The 21968-nt window shown below is 52.0% G+C and carries 21 protein-coding genes and 2 other annotated features; of the genes, 14 read left to right on the forward strand and 7 right to left on the reverse strand.

The window, feature by feature from the left end:
* Positions 1–36 precede the first annotated feature (36 nt).
* Entirely contained in the window at positions 37–507 is a 471-nt protein-coding gene (locus tag AN477_RS02210) for a DUF2269 family protein (RefSeq protein WP_054967563.1), read from the forward strand.
* A gap of 112 nt (positions 508–619) precedes the next feature.
* Positions 620–1000 (forward strand): retropepsin-like aspartic protease, encoded by a 381-nt coding sequence (locus tag AN477_RS02215; protein WP_054967564.1) that lies wholly within the window; start codon positions 620–622, stop codon positions 998–1000.
* Between the two features lie 137 nt (positions 1001–1137).
* On the opposite strand, the gene AN477_RS02220 is transcribed toward AN477_RS02215, so the two are convergent.
* Entirely contained in the window at positions 1138–1509 is a 372-nt protein-coding gene (locus AN477_RS02220; protein ID WP_245631698.1) for a retropepsin-like aspartic protease, read from the reverse strand.
* A gap of 190 nt (positions 1510–1699) precedes the next feature.
* On the opposite strand from AN477_RS02220, the gene AN477_RS02225 reads away from it, so the two are divergent.
* The 5 genes from AN477_RS02225 to AN477_RS02245 all read left to right on the forward strand — a co-directional run bounded on the left by AN477_RS02225 (position 1700) and on the right by AN477_RS02245 (position 5700).
* A complete protein-coding gene (locus AN477_RS02225; protein WP_054967566.1) occupies positions 1700–2713 on the forward strand; it encodes a hypothetical protein in 1014 nt (337 codons plus the stop codon).
* 123 nt (positions 2714–2836) lie between these two features.
* On the forward strand, positions 2837–3238 hold the full coding sequence (locus AN477_RS02230) for a GntR family transcriptional regulator (protein ID WP_054967567.1): 402 nt from the start codon (positions 2837–2839) through the stop codon (positions 3236–3238).
* Entirely contained in the window at positions 3235–4161 is a 927-nt protein-coding gene (locus tag AN477_RS02235) for an ABC transporter ATP-binding protein (RefSeq protein WP_054967568.1), read from the forward strand. Before AN477_RS02230 ends, AN477_RS02235 begins: the two co-directional genes overlap by 4 nt.
* Positions 4124–5179, forward strand: coding sequence for an ABC-2 transporter permease (locus AN477_RS02240; protein ID WP_054967569.1), 1056 nt, complete (start codon positions 4124–4126; stop codon positions 5177–5179). The genes AN477_RS02235 and AN477_RS02240 overlap by 38 nt, the downstream gene beginning before the upstream one ends.
* A 29-nt stretch (positions 5180–5208) precedes the next feature.
* On the forward strand, positions 5209–5700 hold the full coding sequence (locus AN477_RS02245) for an RNA polymerase sigma factor (protein ID WP_054967570.1): 492 nt from the start codon (positions 5209–5211) through the stop codon (positions 5698–5700).
* Positions 5701–5790: 90 nt separating this feature from the next.
* Here AN477_RS02245 and AN477_RS02250 read toward each other — a convergent pair whose 3' ends face one another.
* Positions 5791–7077: an MFS transporter gene (locus tag AN477_RS02250; RefSeq protein WP_054967571.1), complete on the reverse strand. Its 1287-nt coding sequence runs from the start codon at positions 7075–7077 to the stop codon at positions 5791–5793.
* Positions 7078–7304: 227 nt separating this feature from the next.
* Here AN477_RS02250 and AN477_RS02255 point away from each other — a divergent pair, with 227 nt between their 5' ends.
* The 6 genes from AN477_RS02255 to AN477_RS02280 all read left to right on the forward strand — a co-directional run bounded on the left by AN477_RS02255 (position 7305) and on the right by AN477_RS02280 (position 13885).
* Positions 7305–7727, forward strand: a complete 423-nt coding sequence (locus tag AN477_RS02255) for a hypothetical protein (protein ID WP_054967572.1) — start codon at positions 7305–7307, stop codon at positions 7725–7727.
* A 185-nt stretch (positions 7728–7912) separates the two neighbouring features.
* Complete coding sequence (locus AN477_RS02260; protein ID WP_054967573.1) at positions 7913–9706, forward strand: M3 family oligoendopeptidase; 1794 nt, start codon at positions 7913–7915, stop codon at positions 9704–9706.
* A gap of 392 nt (positions 9707–10098) precedes the next feature.
* A complete protein-coding gene (locus AN477_RS02265; RefSeq protein WP_054967574.1) occupies positions 10099–10713 on the forward strand; it encodes a hypothetical protein in 615 nt (204 codons plus the stop codon).
* Positions 10714–11356: 643 nt separating this feature from the next.
* Positions 11357–11701, forward strand: coding sequence for a hypothetical protein (locus AN477_RS02270; RefSeq protein WP_157061774.1), 345 nt, complete (start codon positions 11357–11359; stop codon positions 11699–11701).
* A 322-nt stretch (positions 11702–12023) separates the two neighbouring features.
* Positions 12024–12250: a binding site (T-box leader), on the forward strand.
* 37 nt (positions 12251–12287) lie between these two features.
* Positions 12288–12514: a binding site (T-box leader), on the forward strand.
* A gap of 227 nt (positions 12515–12741) precedes the next feature.
* On the forward strand, positions 12742–13611 hold the full coding sequence (aroF, locus tag AN477_RS02275; RefSeq protein ID WP_083485879.1) for a 3-deoxy-7-phosphoheptulonate synthase: 870 nt from the start codon (positions 12742–12744) through the stop codon (positions 13609–13611).
* Positions 13604–13885 carry a chorismate mutase gene (locus AN477_RS02280; RefSeq protein ID WP_054967576.1) on the forward strand — a complete coding sequence of 94 codons (282 nt, stop codon included), beginning with the start codon at positions 13604–13606 and terminating at the stop codon, positions 13883–13885. Before aroF ends, AN477_RS02280 begins: the two co-directional genes overlap by 8 nt.
* A gap of 35 nt (positions 13886–13920) precedes the next feature.
* Here the strand turns inward: AN477_RS02280 and AN477_RS02285 are convergent, their stop codons facing one another.
* On the reverse strand, positions 13921–15258 hold the full coding sequence (locus AN477_RS02285) for an MFS transporter (RefSeq protein ID WP_054967577.1): 1338 nt from the start codon (positions 15256–15258) through the stop codon (positions 13921–13923).
* A gap of 221 nt (positions 15259–15479) precedes the next feature.
* Between AN477_RS02285 and AN477_RS25625 the strand changes: the two genes are divergently transcribed.
* Complete coding sequence (locus AN477_RS25625) at positions 15480–15602, forward strand: hypothetical protein (RefSeq protein ID WP_281176301.1); 123 nt, start codon at positions 15480–15482, stop codon at positions 15600–15602.
* A 231-nt stretch (positions 15603–15833) separates the two neighbouring features.
* On the opposite strand, the gene AN477_RS02290 is transcribed toward AN477_RS25625, so the two are convergent.
* The 4 genes from AN477_RS02290 to AN477_RS02305 form a co-directional block, all read right to left on the reverse strand.
* The gene (locus AN477_RS02290) at positions 15834–17084 is read right to left on the reverse strand and encodes a dihydrolipoamide acetyltransferase family protein (protein WP_054967578.1); all 1251 of its coding nucleotides are present in this window, start codon (positions 17082–17084) and stop codon (positions 15834–15836) included.
* A gap of 18 nt (positions 17085–17102) precedes the next feature.
* Positions 17103–18122, reverse strand: a complete 1020-nt coding sequence (locus tag AN477_RS02295) for an alpha-ketoacid dehydrogenase subunit beta (protein ID WP_054967579.1) — start codon at positions 18120–18122, stop codon at positions 17103–17105.
* Positions 18123–18423: 301 nt separating this feature from the next.
* Positions 18424–19431, reverse strand: a complete 1008-nt coding sequence (locus tag AN477_RS02300) for a thiamine pyrophosphate-dependent dehydrogenase E1 component subunit alpha (protein ID WP_157061787.1) — start codon at positions 19429–19431, stop codon at positions 18424–18426.
* Between the two features lie 510 nt (positions 19432–19941).
* Positions 19942–21918 carry a sigma-54-dependent Fis family transcriptional regulator gene (locus AN477_RS02305; protein WP_054967581.1) on the reverse strand — a complete coding sequence of 659 codons (1977 nt, stop codon included), beginning with the start codon at positions 21916–21918 and terminating at the stop codon, positions 19942–19944.
* Between the last annotated feature and the right edge of the window lie 50 nt (positions 21919–21968).

The raw sequence follows: 21968 nt of genomic DNA on the forward strand, positions 1-21968 counted from the left end.
CGATCACTATGTAACCAGGAGGTCTGAATCAACCTCATGCACCAGCTTTTGTGGTTTATCCACATCATTGGCATTTGTCTTTGGTTCGGTATCACTGCAGGAAGCTTATTGGTATGGCCTTCACGAAACTCGTCGATGAAATCCTCCAGCCGAGAAGTCGACACTCGAACGCTCGTCACTCTGATTACGCGCGTGAGTCATACAGGGGCTGGCTTGGCGGCACTCGGAGGTGTAGCCCTGTCATTCGTTATCCGACCGAAGACCGAGTTGGGGGCGTTTTGGTTGGTTTCAATGCAAGGGCTTGGTGCGATTGCATTCTTCCTGTCAGTCATCGTTCTTACACGTATCGGGAAGCGCTTGGTGCGTCACGATGCTGCTTCCTTTGAGGAGAATCAGGCTAAGGAGCAGAATCAGGCTGACTTGGCACGTTATCGTGGGTGGCTGGGTGCGGTTTTCATTTTGCTGCTGGTGTGTCTGTTCATGGCTGCGTTCAAACCTCTCTTGTAAGATGCCGCGGAAGAGGCTGGAGGGCGGAAGATGCTGAACCGCGGAAGCACGTGCAGATTCGCTAACGTATGCTAATATGTCCGCTCGGTCAGACATATTTGGGGGAATCCGCATGGTTCAAGCTGTCGCGTTGGTTCGAGGACGTGTCGTGGATGACGTATTTCAAATGACACTTCACATCAATGGCAAGCCAGTCCATCCTGTTGTACTTGATACGGGTGCGGCGACGTTGATATTGAATGGAGAAATAGCTCGCCGTCTTCATCTGCCGAACCTTGGTGCAATTCAAGTGGTCGGAGTGGGTGGGGCGGCGTCTGCATTCCGTTCGAAATGTGATTTGAAACTGGGGAATCGGCTGTTTCGAGACGTACCCTGTGTGGTTATCAAGCGGTTTTCCAAGCAGGGTTTACTTGGATTAAAATTTTTCCGCGACAATCAACTCGGCATCATGCTCAACCCGAGAATGCAGACGTTGAGGGTCTATCGAACTTAGTCGCTAGAGTTCTATCCTCCGCGAGTCGGCGGAGCCACATTCGGACTCAGTACTTCTCTATCGAACTCAGTACTTTTCTAGTGGTTAAAAACGACCTGATGATCTCGGCATCATCAGGTCGTTTTTTATCGCACAGCTTACGCCCGCGAGACGGTCAACGTTTGCTTCACAGGATCAAGCTGCAACATAATTTTGTTCTCCAGGAAGAAGCGCAGACCAAACAGACCGGAACCTTCTGTGAAACTCGGGTCTACGATGCAAGGTGTCTTGGGGAATCGATTGCCGTTGATCTCAATCTCACATTCCGACCGATACGCCTGTGCTGTACCGCCGACGCCTCCGACCTGAATTGGGCCTAGGTTTGGCAACCCGAGCTGATTTGCAACTTTCTGGGTAAACGTCAGTTCAAAAGCACCGGTGTCAAGAATCATACGATGAACCCGCGTTCCATTAATCAGCGGTGCAAAGTAAAATGTATCATTTTGGATGGCACCCCGATATATCGCCATACTCAAGTGTCATTCCTCCTGAGGTCAGAAAATTGGTGTATCGAAACAGTTTACGGGCAGACGAAACCATAGGAGACGGCCACTGCCAGCCCTTGCAAGTCATCACGATTTGTCTCCAATTTGTCACTGAATCTGTCCGAGCTCCGTCAAAGCTTTGACGATGAAAATCACTGTGACGGGGTGAAATGTTGTGGTTCCATATAAACGGTTTACATCGGGTGTGTCGATTCTTGTCATAACGACACTAGGGCTGACAGGCTGTGCGACTGGCGGGGGAAACTCTGACGGTGCGACAACACAGCCAAGCAACCAGGCTACAACACAGACTGCAAACGGTACAGGTGCATCCTATGGACAGTCAGCTGGGAATAACAGCGCCACCGGCAACACGACTGGGAGCAGTGGGTCCGCTGGATTGTCCGGACAATCCAGTAACAATTCGTCATCCACGAGTCAGGCCACGGGCGATTCGTCTGCAACAAGTCAAGGAACTGGCGCACAAGCGGCCTCGTCCGGTTTTCCGGCCCTCGTTACAATGGCCATGAATCAGTTTCCGGCAAAGGTGCTAAACGGTGCGAAAGCTCCGGTGGTACTGCCGCAAGCAGACTCTGGTGGCAGTCAAATGTACTATCGCACCTGGCAGACAATGACCGGTCCCATTCTCAACTACAGTGTCATGTTCTCGTCCGCAAGTAACCGTCTCGCTGCATTCATGGGCTCGACGTACTCCGGCATGTCCGCGGGGAACGCGGTTTGGCTGCCAAACGGGGTGCCACAAGATGGGCAGACAACAAACTCTACGGTTGCGCTCTCGGACGGGATTGTTGCCAAGGAAGTCACCTTTCTTGCGCCAAAGGACAGTGCGAAGGAGGTCTCCTCTGCGTCTCTCTTCTGGCAGGAGGGCCGTTGGCAAATTGAAGTGTCTCGAACACAGACCACCGAGGTTCCGGTTGCCGAAGCCAATCAGGTTGCTGCGTATTTGCACAGCCATTTTATGCCGGTGCCACAGTCGAAGGGTTCCATCTTTGTCAACGTGTTTCCGGGTGAGAACGCGAACGGGCAAGTGTCTGGTGCCAGTGTGAACGAGACCGTCAAGTGGCAGGAAGGGTCGCATGTGTATGAAGTTGACACATACAGCCATGCGTACAATCCGATTCAAACTGGACTTGCAATGGCTATATCCATGCAACCCTATTCGCACTGAACTTGATGTACATCGAAAACGGCGTACCGCTTGGTTACGCCGTTTCTTGTACTGATTCTTGTGTCTGATTGTACTATATTGTATAGTACAATCAGACACAAGATGCGGATTGGGGGAGATGGGATGTGGCTTCGCGTGGATACCCGCTCTCATACGCCGATGTACCAGCAGATCATCGATGGTGTGAAAGAACAGATTGCGCGTGGGAATTTGAAGCCGGGTGATCGGATGATGCCGGTTCGCGAATTGGCGACGACGCTGTCTCTCAATCACAACACCGTAGCTAAGGCGTATCAGGAGTTGGAGCGCGAACAGGTCATCGAACTGATTCGGGGGCGGGGCACCTTTGTTTCCAGCCAATCGGAAGTAATTGACAGTGAGAATCGGAAACGCGAGCTGCGAGATGCCATGAAAAAGTGGCTTGTGGATGCCCATCACCTGCAAATGTCGGAGGAAGAGATCATGTCCATGTTCCACGCGGTGGTGGTGGAATTACGTGAGGGCAAAGGTGGGGATATGCTGTGAATCCGGTGATCGAAGCGACAGATGTAACGAAATCTTTTGAGAATGAAGCCGTCATCAAAGGGATAGACTTTCGGGCTTACGAGGGGAGTATCCATGCAGTCGTGGGACCGAACGGTGCCGGCAAGAGTACGTTCTTGAAAATACTCGCCGGATTAACGCAAGCGACCGAAGGACGGATTCGAATCTTTGACCATGAAGTTCAGGATGGGGCTGCACTGCGGCAGCGGGTGCACTACATTAGCCCGGAGGTAAATCTGTACCCGTTATTCCGCGTGAAAGATATTCTGAGATACGGCAGTTTGTTGTACGACCGGTGGGACAGAGAGCGTTGCAGTGTATTGGTGGATGCCTTTTCACTCCCGCTCGACAAGGTGATTCGTAAACTCTCCCTTGGAATGAAGATGAGGTTGCGCATCGTCCTGGCGTTGTCTGCATGCGCGGATGTCCTGCTGTTGGACGAGGCCACCAACGGATTAGACCCCGGAGCAAAAGATCAGATTCTCGATCTCGTTTTACAAGAGTCTGCCAATCGGGGTGTGACGGTTCTCATGGCTACACATCAACTCGCGGAGGTGGAGCGAGCTGCGGATACAGTCAGCGTTCTGGTTCGGGGACGCATCATTACGACAGAAAGCGTCGATAGGCTGAAAGAACACGTGTACGAGGTGTACACTGCGTTTCCTGCCAACAGCATTGGGGTTACCGCACAGTTGCCTGAGGACGTGCATGCCGTGTTCCACGGTGATCAGGTACAACTCATATGGGCAGGAGAGCCCAGAGAGATTCAGGCAACCTTACACGGCCTCGGAGCAAGGTTTATCGACATTCAGCCTACCACGCTTGAGAAGTGGTTTGAATCCATGCTGACAAAGGAAGGGGTGCAAAATGGACGGATCGTTCTTCCCAACAGCCCTGTTGTATAAGGAATGGATGCAAAAACGTTGGCTAAGTCTAATGATCTTCATCTTCATCAGTTGGTCTGTGTTTATCGAGACTTTGATGCCCCTTACAGATCTGCAGCATCGATTTATCACCATCACGGGTTCGAATGGTTCTGTGCAGCGCGTGGACGTGGTGGTCAACAATTTCACATGGAATGTCAACGAGATCGTGGGGCATTTCAGCGCAGGATGGTGGGCGTCTATCGTTGTCGTTGGACTGGCCGTCTATTCACTATGGACAGAGCGAAACCATGACTCGGGTTGGTTTACGTTGTCTGGTCCGGTGTCGAAGAGGCAAATCATAAGAGTCAAGTACGTCTACGATTTGTCACTGATTGCAGCCACATTCACCTTTTTGGCGCTCAGTTTAGGTGTCATCGACTGGATACTAGGGATTCACTATCCGCTCTATGGGATCTTTCGCTGGTGGGTTGCTGAATTGGCGATTCAGTGCTCGATGTACGGACTCAGTCTCCTCTTCGGCACGTTGATAGGAAACAGTGTTGTTGTGGCCCTCCTCGCGTTTGCTGTCTCTAACGTGCCGATGTACATCGGCATTCCTTTGACGCACATGCTCGGGGCGAATGGAGTGGTGTATGCGGATCCGTCGAAATACTTCATTCCGGTAAGTTGGCGGGTCATGTGGATGGTAACCCATTTATCTCCACTCAACTGGTTCAGTCTCGACTTCTCCAAGTTGTGGACAAGTCCATGGCCGTATTTCATATGGTTTCTCTTGTTCACCGTCCTCTCTTGTTGGGTCTCCGAGCGGATATACGAACGCACAGCCAATGAACGGATGTCGAATTTTCTTGCGTTCAAGTGGCTTCAACACCCGGTTACACTGTTGGCTTCAGGTGTTGTGGCAGCTTTGATTGTAAAGTTCACACGGATAGGACATGTCATGTGGACGCAACAAGCGGCGTGGATAGCCGTTATCACACTGGTTCTGTGGGGAATCGTCATTTTGTTTCGGGAAAAAGTTGCTAGCCACTTTTGAGTCACCGGAGTCGAAAAGGGGGGAGATTGATGACAGTGGAATCATCAAGCGGGGGCGCTGTACAGGACTTGTATCTTCGATACGCCGCAGACGTCTACAGACTGGCCATGCAGTCGACGCATGACCACGCCGAGGCCGAGGATATCGTTCATGAAGTGTTCTTACGTGTCCTCTGCAAGTGGGATGACTTTCGAGGCGATGCGCACGTGAAGACGTGGATTTGGCGGATTGCAAAAAACTACTTGATAGATTCAGCCAGGAGGCGAATGAGACAGCAAGAGCTCATGGCTGAGGTCGGTTCCACTTATCGCCCGAATCTCCTCGTGTCTTTGATTGAGTTTGAGGATGCAATACATCGGTTACCGGACCAGCAACAGCGTGTCCTTGATCTGCGCGTTGTGCAGGATCTCTCGGTGGCCGACACCGCAAACGTACTCGGGTGTTCCGAAGGGAAAGTTCGGGTCGATACGCACAGGGCGTTATCGCGAATGAGAAAGGTACTTTACGAAGGGGTTACGTAGCTAATACTGGAAAAAAGGCAGATCCAGCGCTTCGACAATGCGCGGATCTGCCTTTTTTATGTTTGTATTGCACTGAATTCAGTGATGCCGTCACCCCGTTACTGGAGCTGCGGCTTCGCCATGGGGAACGTTGGCTGTGTGCCTGCGCGTCACGATCGTAACAACAATGGCTAACGCAAACAGGACGCCTGCCCCGAGGAACGGTCCAAACAGCCCCATTCTCGTGAGTAGCGAGGCAATAGCCGGTCCAATGATACCTCCGAAATAAAGCGGGAGGTAGACAAGATTTAAAGCCGTACTGCGGTGGGTTTCGGGAATCCTTGTTGAAAAGAGAGCAAACACCATAGCGCCGCCGATACTGAGTCCAGCACTGAACACAGTCAGCCCGACGGTGAACCACAGCACGCTGTGTGACCATCCAAGCACCAAGGATGCGGGCAGCAAGCAGACAAATGCCGCCATTAGGATGCGGTTGAAACCAACTTTGTCTCCGATCCGTCCTGCGAACACCGTGATGACTGCACCGATTACCGCAGAAAAGCCCATTAAACCACCGATCGAGACGGTAGCAGACACTGAGTGCAAAGGCAGGTGTTCAATCGCGATCGGGAGGTACGGATTGATCATTTGTCTCGCCATCATCAACACTGAGTAAATGCTGAATAACGCCCATGTGACGCGGAGACTAAACGTAAATCGGATGGAATGCCACGCTACCGTCCATGCGGACTGGCGAACGGGTTCTGTGATGGTCATCCCGGACACAGATTTTGAGGGTGCTGCGGGGGAATCAAGTTGGGGTTGCTTATAGAACAAGAGCAACATGGTGCCGGTGACAAACGAGAGCACGCCGTCAAAAATATACAGACCGTGCAGGTTCAAGAGATGCAGTCCTGTGACCAAGCCGCCGATGAGGGGACCGCCTGCCATACCAATCGAAGACGAGACGCTGAACACAGACACGGCAAAACCAACCTTGCCGTCTGGAGCTGCTTGGCGAATCGCAGCCAGCATGATGCCGGTATTGCCAAGTTGAAAACCGACCAGCGCCATTGCAATAAAGATACCAAGCAGCGAATGGCTGAGTCCAAGCGTAACCAGTACCACCATTTCGACGTAAGCGCTGCGCATGACGACGAGTTTGCCGCCGTAGCGCTGCGCCCACACACCCCACAGAGGAACGAACGGCAAGCCAACGACAAACGTAATGGCGGAGAGGATACCGACCCATGTCTCCACGTGAGGAACGTGGATGGACTGTAAATAGACAGGCATAAATGCGAACACGTGGCTCATGGAGATGGATTCTACGGCCGACGTGATAAAGAACAAGATAAGAACCATTTGCCAAGGTGTCTGGCGCTGATTTGTCTTCATAAACGAGAACCTCCAGTAACCTCATGTACAGCTAACCTCATGCACAACCGAGATGTTAACAGATTTGGCTGCGACGAGATACGGTTAAATTTATCCGCCAGGCTTGCCACGGATAGCGGAAGGAGACACGACACTGCATGCATCAAACGGTTCTCGTTTGAAAGCGCTGTATCATACAATAAAGATAAAATTTTCTGAATTCTACGCAGGAAGCTGAGGCGATTGTAATGTCACAAAGCGTGACCGAGATGCTGAGAGACATTCTGATCGATATTGCACTGGACAACCGGGATTTTGATAGACTTCGGTTGCTGACATCAAAGGATTGGGAGAAGTATGTCGTTGAACATGGCGATGCCGATCCGTTTGAGTTCCTCTTGGCAGACGAGCATTTCTTTGAATGTCGTGTGATTGACATCTCGGGAAGAGACACAATCTTGAACTACCGATATAAGGAGATGCAAGACGAGATTCTTTTCATCGGCGAGATTAGGGTGCCTGTTGCGGGGAACGGGTCAGTCCAGTCGACCTATCGGCCGATGCGAAAGACGGTCGCTTGTGAGGCCTCGGAGCCGGCGTGGCTAAAGTCACTGGTTCATAAGGCGCGCCAAACCTCCATCCGACTGCACGGAATAAGCGAGATAAGATAAAACGCAATGCGCGAGATAAGATAAAATGGACTTGGTCGAAAATTGCGAACAGTAACCGCGACAACCGCAACCACCGCGCGACGGCGACAACCGCGACAACCACAAAACTGCGACCACGTACCACGAATGCTTGTCTATTATCTACCAATTGTCTACCTACCTATTGATGAAAAGAGGTCGTACATGTGCCGCGAACGAGTCGAAAAGAAGCACCAGATGCACTGAAGTTCGATTTGACCCACCTCTATCGTACGCGTGTTGAATGGGAGCAGGATACCGAAGCACTGCGCACCGATGTCCGTCATTTGGCGGAATACCGAGGTCGTGTGATGAGCAGTGCAAAGACACTTTATGAAGTGCTTGAATGGCTCGAATCCCTCGGGAATCGGTTTGACCTTATCCGTCAGTTTGCGCACACCCAATATATGGCCGACGCGTCCGATCCCGATGCTCAACTGCTCGCCAGCGAAGAGGAAACCTTAGCCCAAACATTCCTTGCGGCTGCCGCGTTTGTCGAACCGGAGATAGTGCAATCGGCGAAGATGGATGTTGAGGAGCTCGTCGCAGAGGAGCTAAGGCTTTCTCGTTACGAGAATTACCTCCGCAACCTGCAACAGCAAAAAGCCCATCAGCTTTCTGCCGAAGGTGAGCAGATTCTAGCGACACTGTCGGTCAGTATTGACGGGCCAAACCGGCTTTACGGTATGCTCACAAATGCCGACCTGCACTGTGAATCTGTAACGCGGTCTGACGGTACAAAGGAAGCAGTCGCGATTGACACGGCCTTTTTCAAACTGTTACTGGACACCGATCGAGACGTTCGGCGCGCTGCCTACGAGTCTCTGATGAAGGGACTAAAGACCTACGAATACACACTTGTAACAAACTACATTACGCATGTTAAGACACAGGTGTCGATTGCCAAGCTGCGAAATTATGATTCTGCGGCAGAAATGTTCCTCGAGAAAGACGGCATCCCGGTCAACTTCTATCGGACTGCGCTGGACGTCATTATGGAAGAGGCAAAGCCGATTGCACGCCGTTATGTTGAATTGCAAAAGCGTGTTCAGGGCGTAGACAAGGTATATTTCTACGACTTGTGTGCACCGCTTTCCGAATCGGACGTCCGACTATCTTATGAGGAAGGACAAGCACTGATTGAGTCAGCGCTGCAGGTGCTGGGGGATGAATACCACAACTTCTTACACGCGGCGTTTGCAGAGAAACGCATTGACCTCGCTGATAATGATGGCAAGTTCCCGATTCCAGTGACATTGACTTCGTACGGAGCACCGACGTATATCATGTCCACTTGGTATGACTTGTTGTCAGACGCACTGACACTCAGTCATGAACTCGGACACCTTGTCCATACGGATTTCACAAGGCAAAAAAACCGATTTGATGCGGATTATGGCATGCTGCTGGCGGAGACGGCATCGACAACAAATGAGTGGCTGCTGTTTCATCATCTCAAGCAGTCCGGCGATAAGAGGCAGGTTCTTGCGGGGGCTCGCCAACTGATTGAGTTTGATTTTGTTATGTTGATTGGCATGTTGTTTGTGATTGAAAAGATGCAGGCTGAGGTATACAACAAGGTTGAGGCAGGAGAGCCTGTTTCGGCCGCGGAGGTATCGAAAATTCAGGCCCGGTATATCCACGAATTTTACGGAGACGGTCTTACCGTGAGCGAGCACGATGGGTTGCTATGGGCGGTCTGGCCGCAACCAATGTACGCGACCCTGTATCCGTACTGCTACTCCGCGGCGCTCTGCATGTCTGGTGCCATCGCAGAGGCGATTCAATCAGAGGGGCAGCCGGCGGTCGACCGTTACCTTCAGTTCTTGATGTCAGCTGGAAGCAAGTCGGCTCCGCAGACCTACGAGATTGCGGGGGTGAATATGCTGGATCCAGACACCCTGCGAACCGGGATCCAACGTTTTGGCAGTGTCCTCGATGAATTGGAGTCCCTGCTCTAGTCCTAGCTTGAAGGTACACTCACTCACGGTTTTCGTTAATCCTAAGCAGTTCGCTTCCGGCGAACTGCTTCTTTATTTCTTCACATCATGGGAACACTGCGGGGGTTCAGGACCGTTTTTCTCATTTCTCTGAAAAATGACAAGTTCCGTCAATACAACTTCATATTGCAATGTGAAAGTCCCGATGATGCTCCAAATTTTCTTCAATTCATTACAAGGTACTATGCACATTTACCATTTCTCCCGTCTGGACTAGTTTATTTTCCTATGCATAAATCCCCCAAACGCATCTCTGTTGTTTGCTCAGGATCAACGACAATAAAGACCAGCGGGAGGTGCAAGAATGCTTCCTAGGCAATCTTACTTACTTAGTCCATGAGGGGGTTACGCACGTGGGGTATTTTGAAGCCGTAGGAGCGGAACTGAAGAAGAGTTGGTGGAATGCAGTCGTGGTCGTGGTATTTACCATCGCCAGACTAATCTTTGGATGGGACTGGTTTAAAGCCGGATTGGAGAAACTGTCCTGGTTGTCCAACGGCAAAGCAAACTCCGCTGGTATGATTCAAGGAATGGTCAAGAACCTCCAACATTCACATGGCGCGGACCCGCTTCACCTCAACAATCTGCTCGTTTGGTTCGCGAACCACCTGTTCCTGACTATGACAGGACTGACTGACTTTCTCGTTGTTGCATTTGAAATCTTGATTGGTGTGTTTGTCTTCTTCGGTTTTGGATTTATCTACACCATGGTTGCAGCATTGTTCTTAAACCTTCAATACGCAACTGCCGGTTCAGCAAACAACTTTGGTTATCTTGTAACGGATATTGTCTGGTTCAAGTTCCCCAGCTACGCCAGCCTGATTGGCATTGATGGTTACATCCGTCACCGCAGAGGCCAGAACCTGCTTGGTCCTGCAGGGAAGGCGACCCGTAAGCTCTCCGAAGGAAGAGACGAGGGCGGACGCACTTCCTTGCCGACGGGTGGACGCGGTGGAGCGAGAGCCTGACCGAAAGCCTAACCGAACGCACGAAAGCCTAACCGAAAGCCTGATGGTATCCGCGTTCGCTTGATTGGACGAAGGCTTGGGACGCACAAAGTTTGACGAACGGTTGAGGTTGATGCACTGCGTACTGGGCCGCGCAGTTCATCTCATCTCATCTCATCCATACCGAATGCACCGAAGCAGAATGCCACCCTCCTTATGGTGGCATTCTGCTTGCTGTCGGGAAACTCCCGGCAGTCGTTTTTATTGGGAGTAGTGTTTGCGGAGGTATGGCAGTGAGTTACTTATTTAACGACAGGACCGAAAGGAATCAGGGGAGGGTACCTGCAGCTCAGCCGCACGCGACGACCGGAGCCCAACAGCACGAATGAGTCCAACAGAGGAACTTAGTTCCTCTGTTGGCAAGGTGAAACCCAGCCGCCGGCATGAACGAGTCAAACAGAGGAACCCAGTTCCTCTGTTGGCAAGGTGAAGCCCGGCCGCCGGCATGAACGAGTCAAACAGAGGAACTCAGTTCCTCTGTTGGCAAGGTGAAGCCCAGCCGCCGGCATGAACGAGTCAAACAGAGGAACCCAGTTCCTCTGTTGGCAAGGTGAAGCCCGGCCGCCGTCATGAACGAGTCAAACAGAGGAACTCAGTTCCTCTGTTGGCAAGGCGGAGCCTGGCCGCCGGCACGAATGAGTCAAACAGAGGAACTGAGTTCCTCTGTTGGCAAGGGGGAGCCTGGCCGACGGCACGGATGAGTCAAACAGAGGAACTCAGTTCCTCTGTTGGCAAGGTGAAGCCCAGCCGCCGGCATGAACGAGTCAAACAGAGGAACCCAGTTCCTCTGTTGGCAAGGCGGAGCCTGGCCGCCGGCACGAATGAGTCAAACAGAGGAACCCAGTTCCTCTGTTGGCAAGGTGAAGCCCGGCCGCCGGCACGGATGAGTCAAACAGAGGAACTGAGTTCCTCTGTTGGCAAGGGGGAGCCTGGCCGACGGCACGAATGAGTCAAACAGAGGAACCCAGTTCCTCTGTTGGCAAGGGGAAACCCAGCCGCCGGCATGAATGAGTCAAACACCGGAACTGAGTTCCTCTGTGGGCAAGGCGAAACCAAGCCGACGGCATGAATGAGTCAAATAGCGGAACCCAGTTCCTCTGTTGGCAAGGCGAAACCCAGCTGCCGGCACGACGGCGGCCGAAGTCGACTAAGAAGCGTCGGCGGGGGCCATGCAGGATTCTAGGTCAAACGTATATTTTGTTTGAATAAAACAAATATTTTCTCTTGACACTCAATCGGTGTGCAGGATAAAATGACTCCAATTCCAAATGCAAACGGCTGGGATGAAGAGAGTACGGATTTGCGTCAGTCCAGAGAGTCGGTGGTTGGTGTGAACCGATCTGAACAGATACCGGAAGTACACTTCGGAGCCGCATGGTGAACTCCTAAGGGATATTAGCCATTGCCGGAAGCGTCTCGTACGTTTTCGTTATTTCAATGAAGTGAAGGCATTCGTGCCTTTATTAGGGTGGTACCGCGAGTATGTCTCGTCCCTTGTCGGGGGCGGGCTTTTTTGTTTTTGAAAACAACATATTTCAAAAGCTGAGATGGAGAGAGTACGTGCGGGACTGGGTACAGAGAGTCGGCGGTCGCTGCGAGCCGAACCACAGGAAGCACGGAAGTACACTCCGGAGCTGTTAGGTGAACCCCTTGGTGGGTAGTAGCCTAAACCGGGCACTAACCAGTGCGCCGTTATCCGTAATCAAGTGAAAGGTGTTGTGCCTTTTATTAGGGTGGTACCGCGAGAAGTCTCGTCCCTATACAGGATGAGGCTTTTTGTTTTACACCAGAGAAATGTTATGGCACAAGTCTTTTATTAGGGTGGTACCGCGAGAAAACCTCGTCCCTAAGCTGTGGGGCGGGGTTTTTCTATTTTCAATTGGTCACAAATGTTTTTTGCACCTGCTGCATCAACCCAATGCATCAACCCAATGCATCAACCCAATGCATCAACTCACAGCGATACGAACATAAGGGAGGATACAATCCATGGCGATGACAATTCGTGAGGTCAACAAGAAACCAGCTCCGTACAAACTTGCAAGCCGTGCAAACCATCTTGAGCCGACTATCGTGACTGTAGCTCAGCATAAAATTGGTGATGGGTCTGTCACCGTGATGGCTGGTCCGTGTTCAGTCGAGAGTCGCGATCAAATCATTGAAATTGCACGGCAACTGAAAGATGCCGGGGCACATCTTTTGCGAGGCGGAGCGTTTAAACCGAGGAGTTCACCGTACTCGTTTCAAGGACTGGGTGAAACGGGTCTCAAGTTCCTTGCTGAAGCACGGGAAGTAACAGGCTTGCCTGTTGTATCCGAAGTCATGGAAATCGAACACCTGCCGATGGCATGTGAATACATCGACATGGTACAAATTGGTGCACGCAATATGCAAAACTACCCATTGTTGAAGGCCGTCGGGAGAACCACGAAACCCGTTTTGTTGAAGCGCGGGTTGTCGGCGACGATTGAAGAGTGGTTAATGTCTGCCGAGTATATTTTAAGTGAAGGCAACCCCAATGTGGTCCTTTGTGAACGAGGGATTCGAACCTTCGAGACTGCGACGCGAAACACGCTTGACCTGAATGCTGTACCCGTAGTGAAGCATCTCAGCCACTTGCCGATCATCGTCGATCCGAGCCATGGAACAGGCGTTGCTCGCTACGTCACTGCCATGAGCATGGCTGCAGTAGCTTGCGGTGCTGATGGCCTCATCCTTGAAGCGCACAATACACCTGAATCGGCCCTGTCAGATGGAGATCAGAGTATTACACCTGGCGAATTTGAGAGCTTGATGCGTCACATCAACGTCCTTGAAGAGAGTTGTGCACAACTACGAGAGGGTGTGTTGAATGGATAACATCAGGGAGGAACTCGAACAGTACCGCGCACAGATTGACGATGTCGACCGCGAGCTTCTCGCATGTCTTGCCGCCCGGTTTCGCCTATCTGAGACGATTGGGCTTTTGAAGCGTTCAGCTGACGTGCATGTGGTTCAACAAGACAGGGCAACGGAGGTAAAAAAGCGCTACGAAACCCTGGGGACGTCCCAGGGTCTGCGGCCCGATTTCATATTAGAGTTGTTTCACTTGATTCATCAAGAATCTTGTCGGGTCCAAGATCGCTTGCGATGAACCAGGGCCGTCCGCTTGATGTCATCTTGTCATCCTCACGAACGCCGCGGGACGGCATCAGGAGCAGGTGCGTCGAAGCCTCGGAACAACCGACCGTAGAGCAAGGTGGAGCATAGCTGTAAGCCGCCCGCGATAAAAAACGGCAATGCAAAAATGCCTGTGTCCAACATCGTCCCCGATAGGGTGGGGCCGATAGCAGATGGAAGGCGCATCGCAAGGGCGTTCATGCTCACAGAGAAGCCGCGTCGTTTGTCTCGGGTCAAGCTGCTGCTGAGTGCCGATCTCGCTCCTTGCGTCCCGCGGCTGAACGCGGACCGGATGACGTAGATGGCGGACGCCAGCCAGAACGACGGCGCGAGCGGCAAGATGAGGATCATGAAAATGCCAAAGAGCTGCAGGTAAACGACTGACTTGACCATGCCGAATCGCTTTGTCAATGCACCAGTGATGAGTGACGACATGCCAGTGAGGACGAATGACAGGGCCAAGGTGGTACCAATTTCAGAGGAAGTGGCACCGAATTTCATTGCAAACCAATAGGACATCATCGGGCCCATAAACCCGATGGCAAGTCCGTTCAGCGCGTTGACACCCGCCAGTTTGGCCATGTTTTTGTTCTCTTGGCGCCGGATAGACGATTCGTCCATGGCAGGGCCGGCATTCGTTTCGAGATTCCGTGTGGCACTGGGGTGGTCAGAGTTCGCTTGTACGCCAGCGTCCGCACTCGCTGTCACTGCATGCTCTCGAACGGCTTTACTTTTATTCGACGATCCGTTTGTTCCCGATGGAGCCGTCGCGATAACACCGACGCAAGCCAGAGAAATGAGAAACATGAGTCCGAACAGCGGATGGAATCCCGCAGCACCAGGCAGCGCATTGTGCCATAATCTTGGTGTTCCTGCAAGTAGTGCTCCTGTAGCCATGCCAAAGAATCCGAGTGCTGTGTTTGTACTGAATACACTGCCGCGTTCCGAACGTGGTACTCTGGAAGCCATCCAGGCCTGTTCGGCAGGAGTGAATGGCCCAGCTGCACCGTTTTGCCCGCGCCCGAACCCGGTTAGAACAATAATGATGGTGAGTATGGCGGCGTTGGTGGTGGTGACAAGCAAGAGTGCTGCAATCGCTGTGATGACTTCATAGACGATAAGGAAGGGCTTACGTCCGAGTCTGTCGCTCATCACGCCAATCATTACGATGAGAGCGGCTCCTACCAAACCGGCAGCAGACATTACGCCGCCGATTGCGGTACCGGACCAATGCAAGTCCTTCAGATAGAGGGTAAGGTCGACGACGGCAATCCCCTGTGTAATGCTCCGCAAAGTACGCGCAATCTGCAGGTGCGAAACGGTTTTGTCTCTGCTTGTTCTCGCCATGGGTGTTCTTACACCTCTTTATCCTTTTTGGTCTACGGGTTTATCATTTGGTAGACCGTATTATTTACTAATAAAAATATATCCTAACTGTCAACATCAGAAGCAGGTTCGACAGGAAACTCTTTCAAAATTCCAAGCTGTCCAGCATCAACTGACAGACTCTGACAAAACCGATGTGCTACGGTAGTCTCTGCCACGCAAAAAGCTTGAAGGTGATAGAGATGGGACTAGGGTTTGTCTTGGTCATTACAGTGCTAGCGAGTTTAATCGGGATGCTTGCGAGGACGAGTGTAAAGCAGGCAGCTGAGCCGCAAGAAGAGGACAATCAAAATGATGTCCTATGACGATGGAATACCCGCGAAATTACATACGTGTAACTTTCAATGAGAAACGCCATATGTATTTAGGAATGCCAAAAGAGCACCGAGAGAGGGATACATGGTGTCGCTCCCATCGGTGCTCTTGCCGGATTGCAACTACCACAATTACCACAATTACCACAATTACCGAGATTACCGAGATTACCGAGATTACCGAGATTACCGAGATTACCGAGATTACCGAGATTACCGAGATTACCGCAACTGCTCCGGACGACTCAGGTAATCAGCTACAGCAGCTAGAAAATGCGCTGCCGGACCTCCATCTGTTGCGCGGTGGTCGAACGTGAGACTGAGCGGCAGTCTATGCATGACGATCAGTGTATTTTCAGAGAAAACCACTTTCTGCTCAATTTGCCCGACCCCGAGGATACCGACCTCAGGCGGATTGATGATTGGTGTGAAAAACTCAATGCCATACGCACCGAGGTTGGTCACGGTGAACGTACTGCCAGTTAGTTCAGCTGACGAGGCCTTGCCGGACCGGGCCTTATCGGCGAGTGCAGTTGCTTCAAACTGGAGGTCTGCCAGACTCTTTTGATTGGCGTCTTTAATCACCGGCACCATGAGTCCTGCATCCGTATCGACAGCTACACCTAGGTTCACCGAACTTGATTGCCGAATCACTTCGCCGTCAATGGTGGCATTGAGATACGGATGGTCTGTTAAGGCTTTGACCACGGCGGCAAGAACCCAGGTATTCCAACTGACTCCGGGTTCAAGGGTGCTGCGTAAAGCGGCGAGCTTGCTGACATCCGCCCAGCGCGTAAGAGTGAGTTGTGCAGACTGCTGCAGGCTTTGCAACATCCGTTTGGCAATGGTTTTTCGAATTGGTGACATTGGCTCAGGTGCTTCCTCAGCTGAACCGGCCCTGTCAGTCAAACGCGTTCGGTGCAACTCAGCTTCCGAACCTACCTTAAGTGCGGCCGCTTGAATGTCCGCTTCGGTAATCCGGCCGTTTGGTCCGGTTCCATTTACCTTGGCAAGATCGACACCCAGCTGACTTGCCAAACGGCGGATCCGCGGCGGGGCTGAGACAAAACTGCTGTTTTGACCCGTAATCGCAGATATGGGATCGGCCGTGACAGCTTGTGCAGGGGCGGCACCGGATCGCGATGCTCCACTCGTTACGCCAGAGTCAGTGTGGGCATCTCCATCGAGACCAGATTTCTCTGGCAGGCTGACGACAACCTCTTTGTCACCTTTGGTCTCGATGATGCCGAGGATGTCGCCAACCGCCGCGACTTCTGCACGCCCCACGCAGATCTCGCGCAGGATGCCGGACGCTGGAGCTTCGATTTCGAAGGTCGCTTTCTCAGATTGAACCTCAAGGAGGACATCATTCTCCTGAACCCGATCTCCTTCTGACTTATACCAAAGAACGACGACACTCTCATCCACATCTTCTGCTGTTCTTGGAAGTTTGACCTCTACTGCCTCTGCCAAAATATCTGCCTCCACAAGTTACAAACTGATGATGCGCTTCACTTCGTCGTAGATGATATCCGCGTTTGGAAGCACGAATTTCTCGAGCACAGAGCTGTATGGAATTGGCACATTCGGAATGGCCAGTCGTTTAATAGGTGCTTCAAGTTCGTACAGTGCTTCTTCTGCGACCACTGCAGCGACCTCCGCGGTCATGCCGTAAGAGAGATAATCCTCGTCAACGACAATCAACCGATGGGTCTTGCGAACCGATTCAAGGATGGTGTCTTTATCAAGCGGAGCAATTGAGCGCAGGTCAATCACCTCCGCAGAGATACCCTCTGCCTGAAGGCGATCCGCCGCGCGAGTTGCTGCGTGTGTCATCATCTGAACGCCAACGATGGTGACATCGGTCCCCTCTCGAACGACCTTTGCTTTATCAAGAGGCACCGTATAGGACTCTTCGGGCACGATCCCGATGGACTCGTCGATCTGGTCCATCCAAGCGAGCCCCTGCAGTGCCTTGTGGAACATAAAAACGACAGGGTTGTCTTCGCGAATGGCAGAGGTCATCATGCCTTTCAGGTCGTACGGGGTGGAGGGCGCAACAACTTTCATACCGGGCAGGTGCCCAAACGAAGCGTACAGCGTTTGAGAGTGTTGTGCTGCGTCGTCATATCCGCCCCCAACCGCAGTCATTAAGACCATCGGCAGTTTCACGTTGCCGCCTGACATGTAGTGGATCTTGGCCATATGGTTGTAAATCTGGTCCATGCACACGCCGTGAAAATCAACAAACATCAGTTCTGCAATGGGGCGCAGGCCTTCTGCTGCCGCCCCGATAGCAGTACCGATAAACGCAGTTTCTGAGATAGGAGTGTCACGTACACGTTCTGGCCCGAACTTATTCAGCAACCCCTCGGTTGCGCCGAAAATTCCGCCGTAGCCTGCTACGTCTTCACCCATTACGAACACACGCGGATCACGTTCCATCTCCTGTGCGATGGCTTCGGACAGGGCCTTACTCCCTGTCAACATCCGTTTTGTTGCAGTATTCATGACTATGCCCCCTCATCGCTCGCTTCAGTTCTTGTTCAAATTCCCGCTCAAATTGTCGTTCAAAGTCCGCTCAAATCCTCGCGCACTCTCACGCACTCTCGCTCAAGCCCTAGTTCAAGCCCTTTTTCAAACTACAGTTCACGGTTCACTATCCGCTCAGGCATCAACAGCTCACAGTTGAACGCGTTGTCACACATGGGCGCGTTGTCGGACGTCTTGCCAGAGATGGGCCTGTCTTCAGATAGGTGTGCCTTCAGATAGGTGTGTCTTCAGATAGGTGTGTTTTCAGATGGGCCTGTCTTCAGCTGTCCTGGCCCGTTGCTGCAACCTCTGCTGTTACACCTGTGTGGACTGGCTCAAAAACATCGTCTAGTGCGGCTTCGGGGCTCGGGTACGCGCTGTCCCTCGCGAACTGGTAGGCAGCGTCAACTTCCGCCTTTGCGTGTTCTTCCATCTGTGAAATCTCGCTGTCCGTCGCTGCACCTTCAGCCAGCATGTAGTTTTTCAGACGCACAATCGGATCGCGCTGATGTAGTTCCGGGACTTCAGTCTTCTTACGGTAGACTTCAGGGTCTCCTTGGAAATGTCCTAGATAGCGATAGGTCTCGATCTCGATAATGGACGGCCCGTCACCGCGCCTCGCCCTGGCAACAGCTTCTTCGCTGACCCTGTACATCTCGAGTGGATCGTTATCCTTCACATATGCTCCGGGGATACCGTACGCGGCGCCGCGTACGTCATTTGAGGGGACGGCAGTGGAGGCGGATTTTGGCACTGAAATGCCGTACGCATTATCTTCTATGACCACAATCACAGGCAACTTCCAGACAGCGGCCAAGTTCAAAGATTCGTGGAACGCCCCTGCGTTTGCTGCCCCTTCGCCGATAAACGCCACAGCAACGTAATCTTTTCCTTGCATCTTGGCAGCAAGGGCAGCACCGACAGCATGAGGAACGCCTGCGGCGACGATGCCACCGCAAGAGAACTTCGCGACCGGATCAAACAGGTGCATGTGCCCGCCTTTCCCTTTGCCGAGGCCGGTTTCTTTACCAAAGATTTCAGCGGTCATCTTCATCAAGTCCACGCCTTTCGCGATGGCGTGGTGATGGGGGCGGTGCGGCGCAGTGACTGTATCATCATTGGTTAAATGTGCACAGATACCAACGGCTGCTGGCTCCTGACCGGCAGCCAAGTGCATTTCACCGGGTACAGGACCCGCGCCGATATTAAACACCGGGTTCTTTCCTTCTGCGTACACCTGGACCATGGTTTCTTCGTAATAGCGGATTTTCACCATTGTCTCGTACATCCACTTTAGTTGAGATGCTTCGATGGACAACACTGTCCCCTCCTTTAGATCGTGTTTCGTGAGACTCGATCACTTTCGCGAGACTGGGCCGTGTTTCGTAAGGCTCAGTCATCTGTGTGAACTCGATGATGTTTCGTGAACCGCTCACGAGTCCATTAGGGAGGTATCGCAAATTCTGTGCCAAGCTGTCCGATCTGAGCACAAGCTGCAACTGTGGGGAAACAACGGGGGAGAAAGAGCACGAATGATGATGCTGTCGAACAAAAGGTGTCCCGAAACGGGACATTTCGGGACACTTGGGTGGGACACATGAGACAAAACGGCACACCGATCTAACGTCAACGAGCCCTCAGTTTGTAACGCAAGGTTCACCAAGTTCACCAAGTTCACCAAGTTCACCAAAGGTGAGTTCCGGCATACCTTATCGCTTATTGTGGCCTCGGGAGAGTAGATGAGTTCCGGACTGGCGTACGGTGGCCTCAAGATATACAAAAAACGTGAACGGATCGCCTAGGACTTTAGACCATACCGTTCCAATTGGCGATAGAGAGTACTCCGCGAGATGCCGAGCCGTCGAGCAGCGGCCTTGTAATTTCCGTGGCATGCCTCAATGGATTCGAGGAGGACTCTCCGTTTGACTTGTTCTTTCAAGTCGATTGTAGTACCTCGGGGAATGCTGACACCGTCTTTCAACATCTCAGGTGGGAGGTATTCAGGCCGCAAGGTATCTCCCGTCGCCCTCAAGATGGCTCGCTCCAATACGTTTTGTAACTCACGAACATTGCCCGGCCAATCCCAGTTCATTAAGAAGTGCATAAAGTCGTCCGAAATAAACCTGACTTGCCTCGTTCCAGGGCGATTCAACCGTTGACTCAGTTGCCTGACAAATACCTGAGCCATCCTCGGGATGTCATCTCTGCGTTCGCGAAGACTGGGAACTATAATTGGGATCACGTTTAGTCGGTAAAATAAGTCCTGGCGGAATTGCCCGCACTCAACCGCCTTCATGAGGTTCTCATTCGTTGCCGCGATAATGCGGACATCTACTGGCGTCACCTTGTCGCCGCCAATGCGCACGACTTCTTGATTTTGCAACACACGCAACAGATGGACCTGCATCTCAAGTGACATCTCTCCGACCTCATCGAGGAACAACGTACCCCCGTCAGCCAATTCGAACTTTCCTGCGTGTCCACCTTTTTTGGCACCTGTGAAAGCACCTTCGGCGTATCCAAACAACTCGCTGCCAAGCAGCTCTCTGGGAATTGCACCGCAGTTGATGGCAATAAACGGTTGGTGTTGTCGAGTACTATCCGCATGAATCGCCTGAGCGAGAAGGTCTTTGCCTGTGCCGCTTTCACCCGTCAACAACACGGTCGAGTCACATCCGGCTGCAATGCGGGCGTCGCGCAGGCATTCTAAAAAAGTGCGCGATTCACCGAGGATATCGCCAAAGGTCACTTTGGGATGACGGGCGGTCATGTGATTGACAAACTGTCTCACTTTCGCCATGTCCCGCAGTGTAATGAGAGAACCCATGCGAGCGCCTGTCTCATCAAAGATGGGTTTCATGCTAAACAAAACGCGCCATTCATGTCCTAGGTTTGGAACGGTAAAGGCGACCTCTCGGTCCACAATCTCAAGTCCTGTTGCAAGCAACAACGATAACTCTTGCGCCTGTAATAAGTTCGATAGAGTTTGTCCGAGAATTTGCACCTCGTTCAGATTCGTGAGCTGCAGGAACTCTCGGTTTACATGGATGACTCGGTTGTCCTTGCTTAACACCAAAACCCCTTCTGGAAGGGTATCAATCGCTGATTCGAGATAGCGCTGCATCAGAGCGTTCGCACGGTTTTTTTCCTCGAGCATCCACAGATTTTCAATCGCCGTGACAGCTGACACAATCATGCCAAGCGTATGGGTATGTACAGCTTCAAAGGGTCCAGACATGTTTAGAACACCGACAATCTCACCAGAGGGATTGCGGATGGGGGATGCGGAACAGGTCCACCACTGACATGCTTTGGAATAGTGTTCGGCAGCAAAGATCTGTAGCGGCTTTTTGATGACAAGGCAGGTTCCAATGGCGTTGGTGCCAACGGATCGTTCGCTCCAATCGGCCCCTTCCACAAACTCAATTTGAGCAGCCTTTCTCATCGGAGCATCGTCACCGATAACCTTCAGCAACACGCCCTGTTTGTCGCATAAAGTCACGACAAAGCCTGAACCTCTGACCAGGTTGTAGATACGCATCATGAGGGGAATGGAGATTTCAATCAGATCTTGATTCCGGAGCTGGAGGTCTGTTAAATCTTGCTGTCGGAAGCGGACGGTCCCTGTTTCCTGTAGAGGATTCACATCAAAAGCACGGGACCTTTGCCACGACTCTGTTACGACGGGAGATAGGTCCGATACGAGGGGATGGTTCCTCAGCCCATGGAGAACATAGGCCTCCCATGCCCCTTGGAGCATTTGCTTATCTTTCATTTCACCACATCCAAACGAACATTTGTGAGAGGTTGAAACCGATTGATAGG

Source organism: Paenalicyclobacillus ferrooxydans (assembly GCF_001399675.1).
Taxonomy (GTDB): domain Bacteria; phylum Bacillota; class Bacilli; order Alicyclobacillales; family Alicyclobacillaceae; genus Alicyclobacillus_B; species Alicyclobacillus_B ferrooxydans.